Annotated in this window: 7 protein-coding genes, 1 tRNA gene and 1 pseudogene; 3 read left to right on the top strand and 6 right to left on the bottom strand. The window is 63.2% G+C overall.

Features of this window, described 5'->3' with window-relative positions; translation table 11 throughout:
• Positions 1 to 150 precede the first annotated feature (150 nt).
• Positions 151 to 2,109 (top strand): acetoacetate--CoA ligase, encoded by a 1,959-nt coding sequence (locus tag FJ430_RS29975; protein ID WP_140709957.1) that lies wholly within the window; start codon positions 151 to 153, stop codon positions 2,107 to 2,109.
• Between the two features lie 248 nt (positions 2,110 to 2,357).
• Here FJ430_RS29975 and FJ430_RS29970 read toward each other — a convergent pair whose 3' ends face one another.
• Positions 2,358 to 6,419: a PAS domain S-box protein gene (locus FJ430_RS29970; RefSeq protein ID WP_140709955.1), complete on the bottom strand. Its 4,062-nt coding sequence runs from the start codon at positions 6,417 to 6,419 to the stop codon at positions 2,358 to 2,360.
• A gap of 261 nt (positions 6,420 to 6,680) precedes the next feature.
• Between FJ430_RS29970 and FJ430_RS29965 the strand changes: the two genes are divergently transcribed.
• Both FJ430_RS29965 and FJ430_RS29960 read left to right on the top strand, forming a co-directional pair.
• Positions 6,681 to 7,145 carry a phasin gene (locus tag FJ430_RS29965; protein WP_140709953.1) on the top strand — a complete coding sequence of 155 codons (465 nt, stop codon included), beginning with the start codon at positions 6,681 to 6,683 and terminating at the stop codon, positions 7,143 to 7,145.
• A gap of 339 nt (positions 7,146 to 7,484) precedes the next feature.
• Positions 7,485 to 7,561: transfer RNA gene (locus tag FJ430_RS29960), tRNA-His, on the top strand.
• Positions 7,562 to 8,292: 731 nt separating this feature from the next.
• Here FJ430_RS29960 and FJ430_RS29955 read toward each other — a convergent pair.
• The 5 genes and pseudogenes from FJ430_RS29955 to FJ430_RS29935 form a co-directional block, all read right to left on the bottom strand.
• The gene (locus FJ430_RS29955) at positions 8,293 to 10,593 is read right to left on the bottom strand and encodes a mannose-1-phosphate guanylyltransferase/mannose-6-phosphate isomerase (RefSeq protein WP_140709951.1); all 2,301 of its coding nucleotides are present in this window, start codon (positions 10,591 to 10,593) and stop codon (positions 8,293 to 8,295) included.
• A gap of 85 nt (positions 10,594 to 10,678) precedes the next feature.
• Positions 10,679 to 10,924, bottom strand: a pseudogene (locus FJ430_RS29950) (phosphomannomutase/phosphoglucomutase); the annotation flags it as partial.
• 156 nt (positions 10,925 to 11,080) lie between these two features.
• Positions 11,081 to 12,505 carry an HlyD family type I secretion periplasmic adaptor subunit gene (locus FJ430_RS29945; RefSeq protein WP_140709949.1) on the bottom strand — a complete coding sequence of 475 codons (1,425 nt, stop codon included), beginning with the start codon at positions 12,503 to 12,505 and terminating at the stop codon, positions 11,081 to 11,083.
• Entirely contained in the window at positions 12,492 to 15,134 is a 2,643-nt protein-coding gene (locus FJ430_RS29940) for a type I secretion system permease/ATPase (RefSeq protein ID WP_181175554.1), read from the bottom strand. The genes FJ430_RS29945 and FJ430_RS29940 overlap by 14 nt, the downstream gene beginning before the upstream one ends.
• Positions 15,135 to 15,239: 105 nt before the next feature.
• Positions 15,240 to 17,618: a glycoside hydrolase family 16 protein gene (locus FJ430_RS29935; RefSeq protein WP_140709947.1), complete on the bottom strand. Its 2,379-nt coding sequence runs from the start codon at positions 17,616 to 17,618 to the stop codon at positions 15,240 to 15,242.
• Positions 17,619 to 17,631: the final 13 nt, after the last annotated feature.

Genomic DNA, 17,631 nt, shown 5'->3' with positions numbered 1-17,631 from the left:
GTCCGAACAAAATCTTGCTCTGCTGCGCTGCAATATGCATAAGCGGTCTGCACGATCCCGATCCGCAATCGCGCGCCGTTTCTGGGACGATGGCAGATGCGACGATGAGCTTAATTGGCTCGAACGCGACGCGCTTTGGGAGGAGCGATCATGGCTGCCGACACACCTTTGTGGACCCCGACGCAGGAGCGGATCGACGAAGCGCCTTTAACCGCGTTCATGAAGGCCGCGCAAGCGAAGGCCGAGTTGTCGTTCTCCGGCTATGCCGAACTCCATCGCTGGTCGATCGACGACCGCGAAGCCTTCTGGAGCCTGGTCTGGGATTTCTGCGGGCTTGTCGGCGACAAGGGCGAGCGGCACCTCGTCGACGGCGAGCGGATGCAAGGCGCCAGCTTCTTTCCCGACGCCAGGCTCAATTTCGCCGAGAACCTTTTGCAGAAGACCGGCGGCGGCCCGGCCATCGTCTTCCACGGCGAGGACAAGGTCGAACGGCGGCTCTCCTGGAACGAACTCCATGCGCTGATTTCGCGGCTGCAGCAGCTCTTCCTGTCGCTCGGCGTCAAGGCCGGCGACCGCGTCGCCGCCATGATGCCGAATATGCCCGAGACGATCGCGGCGATGCTGGCGGCAAGCTCGATCGGCGCCGTCTGGTCGTCATGCTCTCCCGATTTCGGCGAGCAGGGCGTGCTCGACCGTTTCGGCCAGATCGAGCCGGTCGTCTTCATCGCGCCGGACGGCTATTGGTACAACGGCAAGGCAATCGAGGTGGCCGACAAGGTGCGCGCCGTGGCCGAGAAACTCTCGAGCGTCCGCAAGGTGCTCATCGTCGACTATCTCGGCACCTCGAGCGATGTCGCCGCCACCATCGACAAGGCAGCCGCGCTCGAAGAGGCGCTTTCGCCCTTTGCCGCCAGGACTGTCAGCTTCGAGCGGCTGCCCTTCGCCCATCCGCTCTACATCCTGTTCTCCTCGGGCACGACCGGCATCCCGAAATGCATCGTGCATTCGGCCGGCGGCACGCTGATCCAGCACGTCAAGGAGCACCGGCTGCATGCCGGCCTGCTCGACGGCGATCACCTGTTCTATTTCACCACCTGCGGCTGGATGATGTGGAACTGGCTGGTCTCGGGCCTCGCCTCGGGTGCGACGCTTTTGCTCTATGACGGCTCGCCCTTCTACCCCGACGGCAATGTGCTGTTCGATTTCGCCGATGCCGAGAAGATGACCTATTTCGGCACCTCGGCCAAATTCATCGATTCGGTGCGCAAGGCCGGTCTGAAGCCGATCGCGAGCCACGATCTGTCGAGCGTGCGCACCATCTCTTCCACCGGCTCGCCATTGTCGCCGGAGGATTTCCGTTTCGTCTATGACGGGATCAAGAAGGACGTGCATCTGGCCTCGATCTCGGGCGGCACCGACATCGTGTCCTGCTTCGTGCTCGGCGTGCCGACCGAGCCGGTCTGGAGCGGCGAGATCCAGGGCCCAGGCCTTGGCCTGGCGGTCGACGTCTGGGACGACGACGGCAAGCCGATCCGGCAGGAGAAGGGCGAGCTTGTCTGCACCAGGGCTTTCCCGTCGATGCCGATCGGTTTCTGGAACGACCCCGAAGGCAAGAAATATCACGCGGCCTATTTCGAGCGTTTCGACAATGTCTGGTGCCATGGCGACTTCGCCGAATGGACGGCTCATGGCGGCATGATCATCCACGGCCGGTCCGACGCCACGCTCAATCCGGGCGGGGTCCGGATCGGTACGGCCGAGATCTACAACCAGGTCGAGCAGATGCCGGAAATCCTCGAGGCGCTCTGCATCGGCCAGGATTTCGACAACGACGTGCGCGTCGTGCTGTTTGTGCGCCTGGCTGCTGGCGTGACCCTCAACGAGGATCTGGAAAAGCGCATCCGCGCCAGGATCCGCACCGGCGCCAGCCCGCGTCACGTGCCGGCCAGGATCGTCGCCGTCACAGACATCCCGCGCACCAAGTCGGGCAAGATCACCGAGCTCGCGGTGCGCGACGTGGTCCACGGCCGCACTGTGAAGAACAAGGAAGCGCTCGCCAATCCCGAGGCGCTGGAGCTGTTCCGCGACCTGCCGCAGCTTGCGGGCTGACGGCATGTCGTGGTTAACGAAATCTGTCCGGCGAATTTACCTAGATTTCACGGGTGGTACACATTCGTAAATTTTTTTGGCACCCGGTAAGGACTTGTTAAGGGACGACCCCGATAGTCGCGTGTAACTTGAGGGAGAAATCCCGTTCCTCGTCCCTGAGGTTCAGCTCAAGCCCCCGTTGTGACAGCATCCCATTTCTCAAGGCGTCCTCCAGGACGCCTTTTTCTTTGGCGCGACTCGTCGGCAGGTTACTCCGCGAGCACGCGGGTCGACGGGAAGGCGACCTCGACCAGGGTTCCTTCGCCAGGCGTCGAGGTGATGGCGAAACGGGCGCGGTTCGCCTCCACCATGGCCTTGGTGAGGGGCAGGCCAAGGCCAGTGCCGTCGCCGCGTCCGCGCTTCAACGCATTGATCTGCTTGAACGGTTTCAGCGCCTGCTCGATCTCGGCCTGGGTCATGCCGATGCCGGTGTCGCGCACGCGCATGACGACATCGCCCGAGGCTTCGTAAGCGGTCGAGACGATCACCTGGCCGCCGGCCTGGGTGTAGCGGATGGCGTTGGACAGGACGTTCAGGGCGATCTGGCGCACGCTTCTCAGGTCCGCCACCACTTCCGGCAACCGCGAGGCGAAGCTGGAGCGGATGATGACGCGTTCGCGATTGGCCTGCGGCTGCATCATCGCCACCGTCTCGGCCAGCGTGTCGTTGAGCGACACCGCCTCGTAATCCATCTCCTGCTGACCGGCCTCGATCTTCGAGATGTCGAGCAGGTCGTTGACGAGGTCGAGCACATGGTTGCCCGAGCGGTTGATGTCGCGCAGATAGTCGCGATAGCGGTCGTTGGTGATCGGGCCGAATTTCTCGTCCACCATCAGCTCGGAAAAGCCGATGATGGCGTTGAGCGGGGTGCGGATCTCATGGCTGATGCGGGCCAGGAAATCCGTCTTCTGCGAGGAGGCGCGCTCCGCCACCGCGCGCGCTTGCGTCAGGTCTTCCTCGGCACGCTTCCATTGCGTGATGTCGCGCACCACGGCGCAGAAGCCGCTGTCGTTGGGCAGCCGGCCGATGGTCATGAACAGCGGAATGAAACGTCCCTGCGCCTCGCGGCCGATGACCTCGCGACCGTCATTCAAGACGCTCGCCACCCCCGGCTCCGAAAGGCCGGCGAGATAGTCGCGCGCCGCGCGCTGGCTCTCGATGGCGAACAGCGAGGCAAAGGGCTTGCCGGCGACCTCGTCGCTGTCGAAACCGAACAGCGCCTCCGCCGGCCGGCTGATCGAGCGGATGTCGCCGTCGCGGCCGATCAGCACGACGCCGTCCGTGGCGGTGTCGATGATGGTGCGCATTTCCGCAATGCGCGACTTCAGTTCCGGCACGTCCGGCTGCAGCGCCGGTTCGTCATTGGCGGCGGTGAAATGCGCCGCGTCGTCCTCGCCGGAACGCCGCACCACCAGCATCAGCGCCCTGCCGCCGCGCCACGGCACTGAGCGCAGCAGCGCATCGATCGGGAATTCCTGGCCGTTGCGGGTCTTGAGCTTCAGCGAGTGGTCGCTTTCGTCCGCCGCGGTGTCCTCGGCATATGGATCGGCGAAGAGCGCGCCCAGGCCACCCGCATCCGCGAGGTCGTCCAGCGCCCCGTAGCCGGTGAGTTCGAGGAAGGCTTCGTTGGCATAATGCAGCACGTCGCCCGAATGGATGAGCAGCGGCACCGGCAGCCTGGCGAGGATGGGTGTATCGGGCGCCTTGGCTTCCTCTCCGGTCGAAAAAGCGGACGGTACGAAACCCGACAGTTTGAGCGGCGGCACGTCGAGGCGCGGCCGCGCCGGCGCTGCCGGCTGTTCTTCCGCCGCCGCCGCGGTATTCGCGTCGGAGCCTGCCCAATCCTCATTGTCTTGCGCATCGCGGAAATCGTCGGCGGTCATGCTGTCATCGTCGGCCGTCGCATCGGGGCCGGACTGCCCGGCCGCGACCGGCTCTGCCTCAGGCTGTTCGACCGGCTGCCGCGGTTCCGTGGAAGCAGATTCGTCGGCCTGACGGGTGCCCTCTGCCTGCTCGGGCTGGGAAACCGGCGCGACGCCGGCGTCTTCCGTGGGTTTCTCGCCATCGGCATAGTTGAGCAGCGAGCCGGAAGCCGCCGAGGTCTCGGCCTGGCCGGTGTCGTCTGCCTCGGCGGCGCCATCGATGCCATCGAGCCGCGCCAGGTCTTCCTGGTCTTCCGCTTCGGTCTCCGCTTCCGCGGTCTCCGCATCGGCCTTCGCGTCATCGGCTTCCGGGGCTTGCGCTGCGGATGCCAAGCTCGCTTCCCGCTCGGAACCGTCGTCCTCCGCTGTGTCGGGCGCAAGCGGCTGGTTTGCGTCGGCCCTCGCTTCGTTGGCCGGTTCCTTCACCGTCGCCGCGCCCTTGCCGGCGGCGGCCGCATCTGGCTGCTTGTCGGCTTCGGCGGCGCGTTCCGCGGCAGGGGCGGAACTGTCCTTGCGCAGCCGCTCGCCGATCTCGCGGAAGGCGCTGCGCTCGAGGATCGACAGGCTCCTCTGATTTGCCGGCGTGTCGCTTCCCGGCTGCTTGTCGTTGGCCGGCTGGCGATGCTCGGCCAGCCTTATCACCTTGTCGGCAAAGCGCCGCTCCGGCTTCGGCACGATGGTCAATGCCGGCACTTCGCCCTGGAAGGGGTCCTCAGGCTTCGGCTGTTCGGTCTGTTCCGAGCCTGGCTGCTCGACCGACGGCTCGGCCCCGGCGGCAGCGGCTCCTGCTGGTGCGGCATTCGGCACCAGGGCCATGCCAAGCGCTTCCGGATCGGCCACGGCGTCGGCGCTGCGCGCGACGCCGAAGCCGCGAAACCCCTCGAAGGCGCGGCTGCGGCCATAGACGGGCAGCGCCGCCAGATCGACGGGGATCTTCAGGCCGGTTCCGGCCACCGGCCACAGCACCGAGCGGCCGGACCAGGTATCGCGCCGGTCGAGCAGGCCGGCGATCTCGCCCGAGGCGTCGAGGCCGAAAGTGGCTGCAACATCCTTGAAGCGGCGGCCGATCACATCGGCGGCAGGCTGGCCGACGATGTCGGCGAATTCGGGCGACAGCGCGCTGAACCGGCCTTCGGCGTCGGTGCGCCAGACGAAGCGCAATGGCGGCGCGGAGCGGTCGATGTCGCGGGGCGGGGTCGGCTGGGCGGGTGTGGCGGTTTCGCGTGCGGCGGTTTCGCCGCCATCCTGCCCTTGGCCTTTGGCCGTGGCGGCGCCCTCCGGTGCGTCCTCCGCCAGCGCTGCCGGTTGAGCATGTCCGGTGTCCTCGTTGCCGGCATTGAAGTACCAATGATCGTGCTGGCCAGCGCGGGCATCGGCGGCCTGCCGGCTGGTGTCGGCGGCGTCGGCCTGATGGTCGGTTCGGGTAGACCGCTGGCGCGCCAGGGTCCGGCTCTCCGCGTCGGGCAGTGCGTCGCCGTCGGGAGCCTCCGGCGTTGGCTCGGCCCCTTCGCCAGCCGCCACGACAGGCATTGGGTTGTCCTGGACAGGCTGAGGCTCGGGCTCGATTGCCGGGCTTTCACCTGGCGGCGGGGCGCTAACCGCCTCGGGCGCGGCAACTTGCTGATCGCCGGTCTGATCGCCCTGGTCGGCGACCGGCTGATCGTCTTGGCCGGCACCGGAGTCGTCGAGTTGGTCCTCGTCGATCACCACCAGCAGATGGCGCGTATCGGTGAGCCGTGCAAACCCGGCCGGATAGGAGGTGTTGGTGCCCGGCACGAGGCGTTTGACGACGCGGTCGCCGCTGCTTGCCACATCCGCAACCAGGGCAGCCAGCGTCCGCGGCTCGATGCCGAGCGCCGCAAAGCCGTCCGAGGCTGCTTCGACATCGCCTTGCGCGTCGACGAAGGCAATGAAATGCCCGGCCTCGGTAAAGCCGCCGATTGCACGGCTGGCGATTTCGCCGGCGCTGCGCGAACTGATCTGCGCCGCCGGCACCGCCAGCATGATTGACGTCTCGCCGTCCGGCATCGTCACGGCGCTGGCCAGGAAGCCGGCTGCGCGGCTCACCATGCCGGTGGCCAGCCTCACCGTGATGGCGCGATCGCTGCCGATGTTGGGAAAGCCGCTGGTCGCCATGATCTGCCGGCGCGCGACCAACGGCAGCCGCGCTGAGGCGCCGATGATGGCCTCGATATCCGGATAGCCGAACATCGACGCCCCCGGTCCGTTCGCCCAGATCACCTGTTCGAGGTCGGTCGATAAAATGGCCAGCGCGTCGCCGGCGGCAAAGCGCTGGCGCACCGCGTCGAGCACGGCAACGTCGAGGAAGGAGTAGTTTTCAGGCGGCATGCGCTGGCCAACCCTCCGGAGCGGGCATTTTTTCAGTTAACGCTTTGTTAATAAAAGCCTGTGGCCCCAAGGTCCACAAGCCTAGGCTTGCATGGGTCGAAATCTCTGGGCTCTTGGTTAACGGCCCTATGGCTGACGTCAGGGAAGATTTTATGGTGCGGTGCAACAAAGATGTTGCAATGCACAAAAAACCCTTTATATTGCCATCATACATGAACGAGACGGCTTTCTGTCAAAGCCGCTGCCCCGAAAGGTTGGAAAATGTCCAAGACCACCGCAAAGACCGCAGAGACCATCGAGAACGTCGAATTCCCGAGCTTCGACGCTTCCAAGGCCTCCGACCAGATCCGCGCCTTCGCCGAGAAGGGCGTCGAGCAGTCGAAGGAAGCCTATGCCAAGCTGAAGACCGGCGCCGAGGAGACCCAGAAGGTTCTGGAGTCGACCTACGAGACCGCCAAGACCGTTTCCAGCGACGTTTCGCTGAAGGCCATCGCCGCGCTGCGCGCCAATGCCGAGGCCAGCTTCTCGCACCTCGAAGCCCTGGTCGGCGCCAAGACCCTTTCGGAAGTCGTCGAGCTGCAGACCTCCTTCCTGCGCAAGCGCGTCGAAATGGCCGTCGAGCAGGCCAAGGAGTTCCAGGCCGTTACCACCAAGGCGGTCGAGGACGTCTCCAAGCCGGTAAAGAGCGCCTTTGAGAAGGCGATGAAGGACGCCAAGGCTGCCTGATTTTCGCGCACAACCCTGCGATGCATCAAAACGTCGCATTTCGTCAGACAAATAGTCGTGCGATAGGGTTGAACAACCAGATACCCGGGGATGGAACCTCCTCCCTCCATTTCCGGGGTGACCAGCCAGCACCTCCTCCCGCTGGCTCGTAACAGGAAAAGGCCGGCACCTCCTCCCGCCGGCCTTTTCTTTTGCCTTGACGGCGGCGGATGAGGAAACCCGTCCTTTCCCTTATCAAAGCCCTTGAATTAGAATCCGATAGCCCGTATTTGACGCATCGCCGAACGACAGAGCGGATCGCGGAGAAAGAAGCTTCCTCGATCCAACTCAGGCAGGCGTGCCGTTGTAGCTCAGCTGGTTAGAGCGCCGGATTGTGGATCCGGAGGTCGCTGGTTCGATCCCAGCCAACGGTACCATCGGGCTATTCGCTAAATCGCTTATTTTGCTAACGAATTTCCGATTGTCGCTTCTGTCCACCTTCCAACGTTTCCTGCTCCTCGGCCTGGCTTCCCCACACATAGCTCCGTTACATGAGGCCGGAATGCCTGCGATCGATGCATGCGGTAAACGGCGGCAACGGCGTGCATACAGGACGGTTTGCGGATCAGATCACCGCTTCGAGCTTTTTGCAGCCGTCAAACGGTTGTCGCTCGTTCAGTTGATACGGCAATTTCAATAGCCGGCGGGTTAAGGGGCGGCCCAGCAGGCGCGGGGGTGACTTGGACAGCCGCTGGGCCTGACCAGCGTTTTGGGCGGCGCTGGCTAGAACGACCTTTAGTCCCCATTCATGAAATTGCTAATTTAGCCAAAAGGATGCTTTGTCGCTCTCAGCTCGGCCAAGGCTACTTGAATTCCTGCGCAAACAATGAGCGCCAGCCGCCAAGGTTTGTGCCTTGGATTACGTCTGACTAATGCGTGTCGCGCAAAAGTGTGCAGCGGTTTTGCGATAACGACATGCATGAAAACAAAGCCTTAAAGCGCCTGAATCCGCTTCAGCGCGACGCGCTTTTAAGTCGCGTCCTGCCTATATGGCCGTGCACGCAGCGTGGGCAATGCGTTCTCTGACAAATAGACCAGAGCTGACCCAGCGATCCATTGTCACGGCCAAGCTACCCACCGCGTTCCGCATGACGAGGGAACCGTCAAGTCAGGCGTAGACCTGCCTAAGCGAGGACTTGCCTACTTCCGAAACCGGCAGCGGGAAAGCTTCGACCTGTCCCCCGGTCTTGTCCAGATACTGCATCAACGCCGTGACCAGGTGGTAGAAGATGCTCGCGGGGACCTCCGTCGCCACTGACCTTCCGCGCTCATCAATCCTGTCGACCCATAAGCCAAGCGGTGCGGGATCGATATGCCATCTGAAGAGCCGGGCGACGCGCGCTTCGATCTCGGGTTTCAAATCAGGCCCGCCAATACCATCAAGGGCAACTGCCGCCTTGATCGCCTCGCATTGCGGCCAGCTTCGCGAAAGCCGGTCGAGGGGCAGTCCGTGGCGCGAGACGGCTGCATAGGCCAGACCCGTGGCCCGGTTCAAACCGCTGGCAACCGCCGAGGAATAGAGCTTTCTCGCATATGCTACCAAGTCCTTCTGGCCGCTCGCCCGCGCGAAATCGACGAGGAGAGAGGCCCATTCGAAATGGTGCCCTGGTTCGGTCCACTGTCCATCGTCCCCCGGCAACGGCAGCCAATCGACGTCGAAGCGTTCTCCAACTGTCCAGCTCTCCTGGTCGAAGAAATGGCATCGGAAGAGATCGATGACGCGTGCCGCGCGACGCAGATATGCGCGCTCGCCCGTGACCCCATGCCAGGCAAGGAAGGATTCCAGCATGTGCATGTGCGGGTTCGAGAACCGCGCCCCGCTCCAGACGGGGCTCTCGAGGAAGCCGTTCAGGCTGCCGTCCTCGAGATGCGTGTCGATGAAATGAAATGTCTCCTGTGCAAGCCGCAGGGCGTCCTGGTGGCCGCATCGATGAGCATGGGCAAGCGCCAGCAGCACGCAGGCTTGGTCGTAGGCATCCTCCGCCGGGTCAGCCACGCTGCCGTTGCAATTTAGGGTGCGTACCCAGCCGCCGCGGTCGGTGCGACCGTATTTCGCGATGAAGTCGATCCCGTGGTTGATAAGTTTGTCGGCGGGTCCAGGCCAACCGCGTTCCTTGGCCACCGCGAAAGCGTAGATCTGACGAGCCATCGTCCGCGTGCGCTTGGGCTTGCGTAGCGGCCTCGCGTCAAAACCGAGCGACTCATGGAATCCGCCATACACGTCGTCAACGCCTGCAGTGGACCACACCGGCAGGGTTTCGTTGAAAAGCCAGTGCTCGACGCGCTTGCGCCATGACCCGCTGACGATGACCCGGTCTTCCGACGCTGTTAACTTGGTCTCGAGTCGTCCGCTCTTCTCCAACTGTTCGACAACCTTCTTGACGTTCTGGCTGTGGCTGACGGGGGCGACGAATACCGCGTCTGGCGTTGCCACCACGGCCACATCCTTCATTCCAATGACGGTCAGCAGCCTGCCCTGGCTTCGAAGGTAGGAGCTGCTGCAGTCCATCGCGACGACGTCCCCCATCACGACGTTGCCGTCGCTGTCGGTCGGGCTGGCTTCGAGCAGCGACTGCCACGATCCAAGATCATTCCAGCGGAAGGAGGCCGTAACCATCGCGGTGTCGTGGGCATGCTCCATGACGGCGTAGTCGATCGAGGTCGACGGGACAGCCGAGTAGAAACTCTGTGGCAGGTAGATGCCCGAAACGTCGTCCCGTGCGGTCTTGTGGGCCCGTTCGGCGCTGTCCCAGATGTCCGGCCGGAACTCGAGAAATGCTCGCCGCATCGTGTCTGCGCGAAACAGGAAGATGCCGGCGTTCCAATAGAACCTTCCCGACGACGCGTATTGGCGAGCTGTCTCGGCATTGGGCTTCTCGACAAAGCGCGCAACGGCGGCCACGCCGTCGGCATTTGCCGCAACCTCGATGTAACCGTACCCGGTTTCCGGATGTGTCGGCTTGATGCCGAATATGACAAGGCGTCCTGACTCGGCCACAGGCCGGCCCACCTCGACCGTTTCCCAGAATTGCGCCTCGGTTGATATCTCATGATCGGAGGGGACCACGAGCACAAGCGCGTCGCCGCCATGCTCGAAGATCGTTTGCAGGGTGGCTATGGCGACTGCCGCGGCGGTATTGCGGCCAACTGGCTCGAAAATCGGTCTGCCGCCGTCCAGGCCGAGTGGACCGATGTCGGAAATAACGCGATCGGCATGCCGCTCGGACGCTATCAGGTAGATTGGGGTCTCACCTTCGGGCCGGGCCTTGAGACGCCGGACGGTCTTCGCAAGCATGGATCCGTCGCCGGAAAGGTCGTGGAATTGCTTGGGATTGTCTTCGCGCGAGAGCGGCCAAAGCCGTGAACCAACGCCCCCGCTCATGACAAAACATACGATCCGGCCCGGCATGGTCCAGTTCCTCTCAGAATGTCTGATTGTAGGCGCCGATTTCTGGATTGCGGCACAGGACAGAATCGAGAACCTGGAACGCCCCGGAATGACCGCGGAAGTCATGGCCGGTGACGATGTCAGGGCCTACGCCCATTCGATGGATCATGGTGCCGGGCCCCATGCCGAGCGCCTGTACCTCCATCAGGTTGCGCTCGGGCTCTTCCTCGGAGCCCGGATGCCCGAACCACCGACGCGCGTCGTATTCCCGGAAGCCAGTGGCCCTGATGAGAGCACTGGTTTCGAAGGCGACTGTGTTCGACTTGGCCTGGCCGACTATGTTGAGCGTCACGGTTTCTGATCCGCAATTGCGTGCGGTACGATCCTAACATGCCGCCGGGCCTAGGCTCTCTTCATGAATTGGGGGTAGCCCAAATGCCCCGGTTCGCACCCCTTCATACAATTGGAGCATGCCTGCCGACGGCCGCAAGGATGTCTCGTGCGCTTTTTAACGGTCTCGCAGCGCTTCCTGCTTGTATTTCGCCAGCGGCGAGAGAAAGTAGCCGATGATACTGCGCGCGCCGGTCTTGATCTCGATCGTCACCGCCATGCCCGGACCGAGCTTGACGAGCTTGTCGTCCACCTGCATGTACGCACGGTCAAGCGAAACGCGCGCGGCATATTCCAGTTCCTGACCCCTCGGCTCGCTGTCGCTCTGCTCTGCGCCCGATACGCGGTCATTCGAATCGCTCTGCCTCTCGCGAGGTATGGCGTCCGGTGACACGCTGAGCACTTCTCCATGAAGAAGCCCGTAGCGGGTGAAGTTGAATGTGTCGACCTTGATTTCCGTCTTCTGTCCCGGGTGGACGAATCCGATATCTCGGTTGGAGAGCATGGCCTCGATTTCGAGATGGCTCTCGCTCGGAACCACCACGGCCAGTGGCTGAGCAGGCGTAACCACGCCTCCCACCGTGTGAATGGCGAGTTGTTGCACGACGCCGTCGACCGGCGCGGTCAATCGTTGGAGCTTCGTGCGCTGCTCTGCCTTGATCTCCTCCTGCTCGGCACTCTCAACCCTTTGGTCGGCTTTCGCGAGTGCGTCATAGGTCGCGCGCCGATACTCCGCGGCGGTCTTTTCCTTCGTCTCCCTTAGCACCGCGATGGCTGCATCGGCTTCGCGCAGCCTGCTCTGCTGCAGGTTGAGATCCTGCTGAAGGCTGACCAACTCCTGATACTCGGAGAGATAGTCGACCTTCGAAGCAAGCGCGTTGTCGACGAGCTTCTTGCGAATGTCGACTCGCTCCTGCAGCACGGGTGTCGTCGCCTGGAGCTTCGCGACGCTTGCCAAAGTAGTCGATCGTTCTGCTTCCCTCTGATTCTGCTGGCGCTCGATCTCCGCGAGCTTGGCGTTCTGTTCGGCGACCTGACTGATCAGAAATTGACGATGCATCTCGATCTCCCCGGCGCCCGCGCCGTGCGGCGGCCGGAAGGCAGCGAGCGGATCCTCCGCGAGCGCCGCGCGCAGCCGGGCGACGTCGAGTTCGGCCGAAAGAAGATCGCTTTTCTGGCGCTCCTGGTCGGCTTCCGTCATGGTCGGGTCCAGCTCGATCAGCACGTCGCCGGCCTTCACGCTCTGTCCATCGCGTACATTGATGGCGCGGACAACGCCCGTCTCGAATGGCTGAATCAGCTTGCTGCGTCCGTCTGGCACGATCTTGCCCGTCGCGGTTGCGACGATATCGATGCTGCCCAACGATGCCCACACCAGCGCGACGCAGAAGACCGCGACGATGCTCGCCGCGATCGCGCGGCCGATCGGTGACGGCGGCGTTTCGGTGATTTCGAGCGCTGCCGGCAGGAACGCAACTTCGTGCTCCCGGCGGCGAACTTGGGCTCTCGGAAATGGGACGATGTTTCGGCTAGCGGACGTCATGGATGCCAGCTTGCAGATAGTGGAGGTTTGCGTAGCGCCCGTTCGAGCGGATTAGGTCATCATGGGTGCCATCCTCGACGATGCGTCCATGCTCGATCGTGATGATCCGGTTCGCGTGGCGCACGGTCGAGAGCCGATGAGCGATGACGAAGACGGTTCGGCCGGCAGAAATTCGTTTCATGTTCTGCTGAATGGCGCGCTCGCTTTCGTAATCCAGGGCGCTGGTCGCCTCATCGAGGATGAGGATGCGCGGATCGGTAATGAGTGCCCGGGCGATTGCGACACGCTGGCGTTGCCCGCCGGAAAGACTGCTGCCGCGTTCGCCCACGATGGTGTCATAGCCCTCGGGCAGCTCCAGGATGAAATCGTGAGCGCCGGCAAGCGAGGCCGCTGCAATGACGCGCTCCATGGGCATAGCCGGATCAGCGAGCGCGATGTTCTCGCGAATGGATCGGTTGAAGAGCACGTTCTCTTGCAAGACTACGCCGATCTGGCGTCGAAGCCAGGTTAGGTCGACCATCGCCAGATCGACGCCATCGACCAGCACGCGTCCACTCTCCGGCACATAGAGCCGCTGTATCAGCTTGGCGATGGTGCTCTTGCCGGAGCCCGAGGAGCCCACGATGCCGATGACCTGACCGGACTCGACGCTGAACGATACATCGTGCAGCACCTCGGGGCCGTCGACTCGGTAGCGGAAAGTCGCGTGCTCGAATGTCACCTGCCCGCGGATCGCCGGCAGTGCGGCGCGGCCAGGATTGAAGCTTGGCTCGGGAATGGTGTTGAGGATATCGCCGAGACGATCGATCGACAGGCGGGCCTGATGGAAATCCTGCCAGATCTGCGCGAGCCGCAGCACAGGCATGCTCACGCGCGCGGCCAGCATATTGAATGCGACGAGTTCGCCGACGGTCAGGTCGCCGCCGATCACGAGCTTGGCGCCGAAGTAAAGGGTTGCGGCGACGACCAGCTTGTTGATCATCTGCACCGCCTGGCTCGCCGTATTGTTCAGGCTGAGCACGCGGAAGCTTGCGGTCACATAGGCGGCGAGCTGCTCCTCCCAGCGGCGCTGCATCTGCGGCTCGACCGCCATGGCCTTCAACGTCTCGACGCCCGTGACGGTCTCGACCAGGAAAGCTTGATTCTCCGAGCCGCGATCGAACTTCTCATCAAGGCGCCGGCGAAACAGCGGCGCAGCTCCCGCAGAAATGCCGATGTAGAATGGGAACGACGACAGGACGATCAGCGTCAACGGAGTCGTGTAATAGAACATCACCGCAATGAAAACGACGGTGAAGACGAGATCGATGACAAGCGTGAGCGCCGAGCTCGTCAGGAACTGCCGGATATTCTCGAGCTCGCGGACGCGTGCGACTGAATCCCCGACGCGGCGTGTCTGGAAATATGCGATCGGCAACGCCATCAGGTGACGAAACAGCCGGGCGCCGAGCTCGACGTCGATGCGGTTCGTCGTGTGCGCGAACAGATAGACGCGCAGCGTGCCGAGAACAGTTTCGAAAACGGTCAGCGCGATAAGGCCCGCGACCAGGACGTCGAGCGTGCTCATGCTTCGATGCACGAGCACCTTGTCGATGACCACCTGGAAGAACAGCGGCGAGATGAGGGCAAAGATCTGAAGGAAGAATGACGCGATCAGCACTTCGCCGAGAAGATGGCGGTACTTGTGAACCGCGCCGAGAAACCAGCCGATGTCAAACCGACGGGACAGGTCCGTCAGGGCTGCGCGCCGGGTCATCAGGATGATGTCGCCGTCCCAGATGGACTCAAGTTCGGCCCGGGTCATTGTAATGGGTTGCGGCGACGATGGGCGCTGAACGAGGAGCTTGTCATCGACGACTTTGCCGAGGATCAGGAATCCACCGTCCCGAAGCACGGCGATTCCCGGCAGCGGAGTAACCGCAAGCCGATTCCAGCTCGTCCTCTGTGCCCGAGCCTTGAGTCCGAAATCCTTTGCACAGCGCAGGACTTCGGTAACACCCACTCGCGCCGCGCCCATGCGATGCCGGATTTGGTCCGGCTCGGCCGCGATGCCATGGCAACGCAGCAATATCGCCAAGGCGATGAGCCCTGAGTCATCGCCGCTCTCAGATGCAGTGCTCGCCGCCTGGGCGGCCTTATCGCCTCGATCGGCGAAACGAGCACGCATCAAGATATCGCAGGCGCGCCGTGCCAGATCACGCCCACGGCCAATAAGGGCATGAAGCGCCCGCTGCGCAATGTTCTGTGATCCAGCCAAGATCAAACGGCCGTCCCAGATTGCTTCGAATTCCGCGCGGGTGATCAGCTTCGCATTTGACGAGGGCGGATGCAGCACAACCGCGCCTTTGTCGCTGACCTTTCCGAGAAGCAGAAATCCGCCATCATGCAGTGAAGCGATGCCGGGCAACCGGATACCCGCAAGTTGTTTCCACCGTGTCTTGCGCGAACCGACCTTAAGCCCGAACTCTCGGGCGCAACGAAGCATCGCGCGGATGCCGATTGCACCGCCGCCGCCACAGCGATCGCGGATCTGGTCGGGCTTAGCGTTTACGCCATGAAAGCGAAGGAACAGAGCCAAGGCTCGAAATCCAAAGTCTGCGGCGTGGGCATTCTCGTTCTGCATCGCCATTCCGGCTTAACCCTTCGCGGATACGCGTCCGCGTTCGATGTTCCTTCTCAGCACAAACTTGACGGTGCCGCACCCAGGCGCTGAAGCCCCTGGGTGCGGAGGCGATCAATGTTGCGGTCTGGTCAGGTACGAGTCGTGATTCCAGTTGGCTCCATTCGACAAGGACGCCACGATCTGACCGGGGTCGACGTGGCCCGAGTGGCCGGCCAGGTACTGGTTCAGCACCGCAAAACTCTGGCTTGCCAGGGACGCCGTGGCTGTGCCGGTCGCAAGCGGATGATCCGCCATGGCACTGTTTCGCGGCGCAAAGGTCGTAGTGGGGCCGGCGACCAGGTTCTTATGCTCGTGCAGCAGCGCAAGGCCCCGGGTTGCCGAGGACCCTAGCGACGTAGCGGGAGCATGCTCATGATCCGTCTGGGCGATCACCCGCGGCGAAGTCGTGGTGGCCGCAGGCCGAGGATCCGTTACGGCGATGGTCCGCGGCGAGGCTGTCGCGACGGCGCCGGTGACCGGATCCTTCGCCGTTGCAGTCAGCGTGAGTGTCGCCACCGGATGAGCCGCGCCCTTATAGTTCGATTGCAGCGTCAATCCGCTGTCGACCTGCGCGGCCGTCAAGGTGATGTCCTTGCCGGCAAACGTCTTGCCGTCGAGTTTGTCGGTGATCCTCTCGTACCTCGGCAAGCCCGTCACCTTCACGGTCACGACATCGTTGGGGTCGGTCGTTGTCACCTTGACCCCTAGGTCGACCGTACCGCCCAGCCCGCTCACGTTGAGCGTGGGATCCGCGATGGTGAGGACCGGCGCGATCGATGGTGGTGTGGTTGGAGTGGCTGGGGTCGTTGGCGTCGTTGGCGTTGTGGTTGGGGTCGATGGGGCTGTCGATGACGTCGCGACATGGAGACCGGAGAACGTCTTCACCGCGCGCGCAAGATTAGCAGCGACACCGCTCGCGTCCTTGATGCTCGCACCGTTCGGCAGATTGACCCCGGTGATGGCGAGCGCCGAGGTATTGGTGTCCGTCGACGCGACAGTTGTGCGAAAGTTGAGCGCGCCCGTTCCGGAGCCGCCCACATAGGTGGCGGTCGCGCCATTGTTGAGAGATAGCGTCGGCGTGCCCGATACCGCCACTGCCTCGTTGAAGCCGAGTGTCAGCGTGACCGCGTCTCCAACGTGCTCGATACCGGTTCCCGGCGAGGCTGTGGCCTGCGTCACCGCCGGCAAGACCGGATCGATCTGGAGACCGGAGAACGTCTTCACTGCGCCCGAGAGGTTCGCCGCAATACCAGATGCATCCTTGATGCTCGCGCCGCTCGGAAGATTGACTCCGGTAATGGCGAGCGCCGAGGTATTCGTGTCCGTCGGCGCGACGGTGGTGCGGAAGGTGAGCGCGTTCGTGCCCGAGCCGCCGACATAGCTGGCCGTTCCGCCGTCATTGAGCGACAGTGCAGGCGTACCCGTGACGGTCACCGCCTTGTTAAAGCCGACCGTCAACGTGATGGCATCGCCGGTATGCTCGATCCCCGTTGCCGGTGAAGCGGCGACCTGCGTCACTGCCGGCTGCGTCACCGCCGGCTGGGTCACTGCCGGCTGCGTCACTGCCGGCTGGGCCGTTGACGGCGTCGTGGAGGTTGACGATATCGTCTGGGGACTGACGTTGGCACCCGTGACGGTCTCGCCGCTGCCCGCTTTTTGATAGAGCTGGACCTGGTCGATCTGCATCTGCATCGACGAAGGGGTCGAGCTATCCAGCGCCGTATGCCATCCGGACGCGTTCGAATTCGCGACCCCATTGTTCATCATCAATTGCATCGGTTCATCCGGGATCGCGACCTGTGCGCTGGTCACTTGCGCCATCTGCTTCCCGTCGAGATACCAGGTGATCGATTTGCCAGGATCCCAGTAGATGCCATAGGTGTGGAAGCCGGCCGTGAGGTCGATGCCGCTGTCGATGGTGTCGCCGACCCACCCTGACGGCCCGTGGAGGTGCCAGGAGAAATTCTGGTCCGCCGGTCCCGAACCGGTAAATCCACCCTCCTGTATATCGAGTTCGAAATTGTCGCCGCTGCCCGAGCCATTGCCGGGCATCAGCCAAAGGCCCGGCCATGCGCCGTCGCCGCTCGGCGCCTTCATACTGATCTGAAGGTAGCCCCCGTTGAATTCGAAGTTGCCGTAGCTGCTGACGGCGCCGGACGTGACCGGGAATGTCTGTGCCGTCCCCCCCTGATTGACACCGCTGATGGATTGTCGGATCGCCGTGAGATCCAAGGTCCCGTTGCTCACGGACACCTGGCTCGGCACATCGTAGTCGGCATTATACGGGCCGCCCGGCGTACTTCCTCCCGACCCGTTGGTATTCCATGGCCAGCCGTTGGCGGCTTTGCTTGTGATGTAGGTGTGCCAATCGCTGCCGAGCGCCGTACCGGAGAAGTTTTCCTGATAGACGAGGTCGCTAGAGGCAAAGCCTACGGGTGCGGAGAGAGCCATTCCGTGATCCTTC

Source organism: Mesorhizobium sp. B2-8-5 (genome assembly GCF_006440675.2).
Classification (GTDB): domain Bacteria; phylum Pseudomonadota; class Alphaproteobacteria; order Rhizobiales; family Rhizobiaceae; genus Mesorhizobium.
This window is presented reverse-complemented; position numbering and strand designations above follow the sequence as displayed.

Bases quoted from the DNA above. Each gene is read 5' to 3' on its own strand.
- FJ430_RS29975 (WP_140709957.1), top strand. From the start codon at position 151: ATGGCTGCCGACACACCTTTGTGGACCCCGACGCAGGAGCGGATCGAC.
- FJ430_RS29970 (WP_140709955.1), bottom strand. From the start codon at position 6,419: ATGCCGCCTGAAAACTACTCCTTCCTCGACGTTGCCGTGCTCGACGCG.
- FJ430_RS29965 (WP_140709953.1), top strand. From the start codon at position 6,681: ATGTCCAAGACCACCGCAAAGACCGCAGAGACCATCGAGAACGTCGAA.
- FJ430_RS29955 (WP_140709951.1), bottom strand. From the start codon at position 10,593: ATGCCGGGCCGGATCGTATGTTTTGTCATGAGCGGGGGCGTTGGTTCA.
- FJ430_RS29945 (WP_140709949.1), bottom strand. From the start codon at position 12,505: ATGACGTCCGCTAGCCGAAACATCGTCCCATTTCCGAGAGCCCAAGTT.
- FJ430_RS29940 (WP_181175554.1), bottom strand. From the start codon at position 15,134: ATGGCGATGCAGAACGAGAATGCCCACGCCGCAGACTTTGGATTTCGA.
- FJ430_RS29935 (WP_140709947.1), bottom strand. From the start codon at position 17,618: ATGGCTCTCTCCGCACCCGTAGGCTTTGCCTCTAGCGACCTCGTCTAT.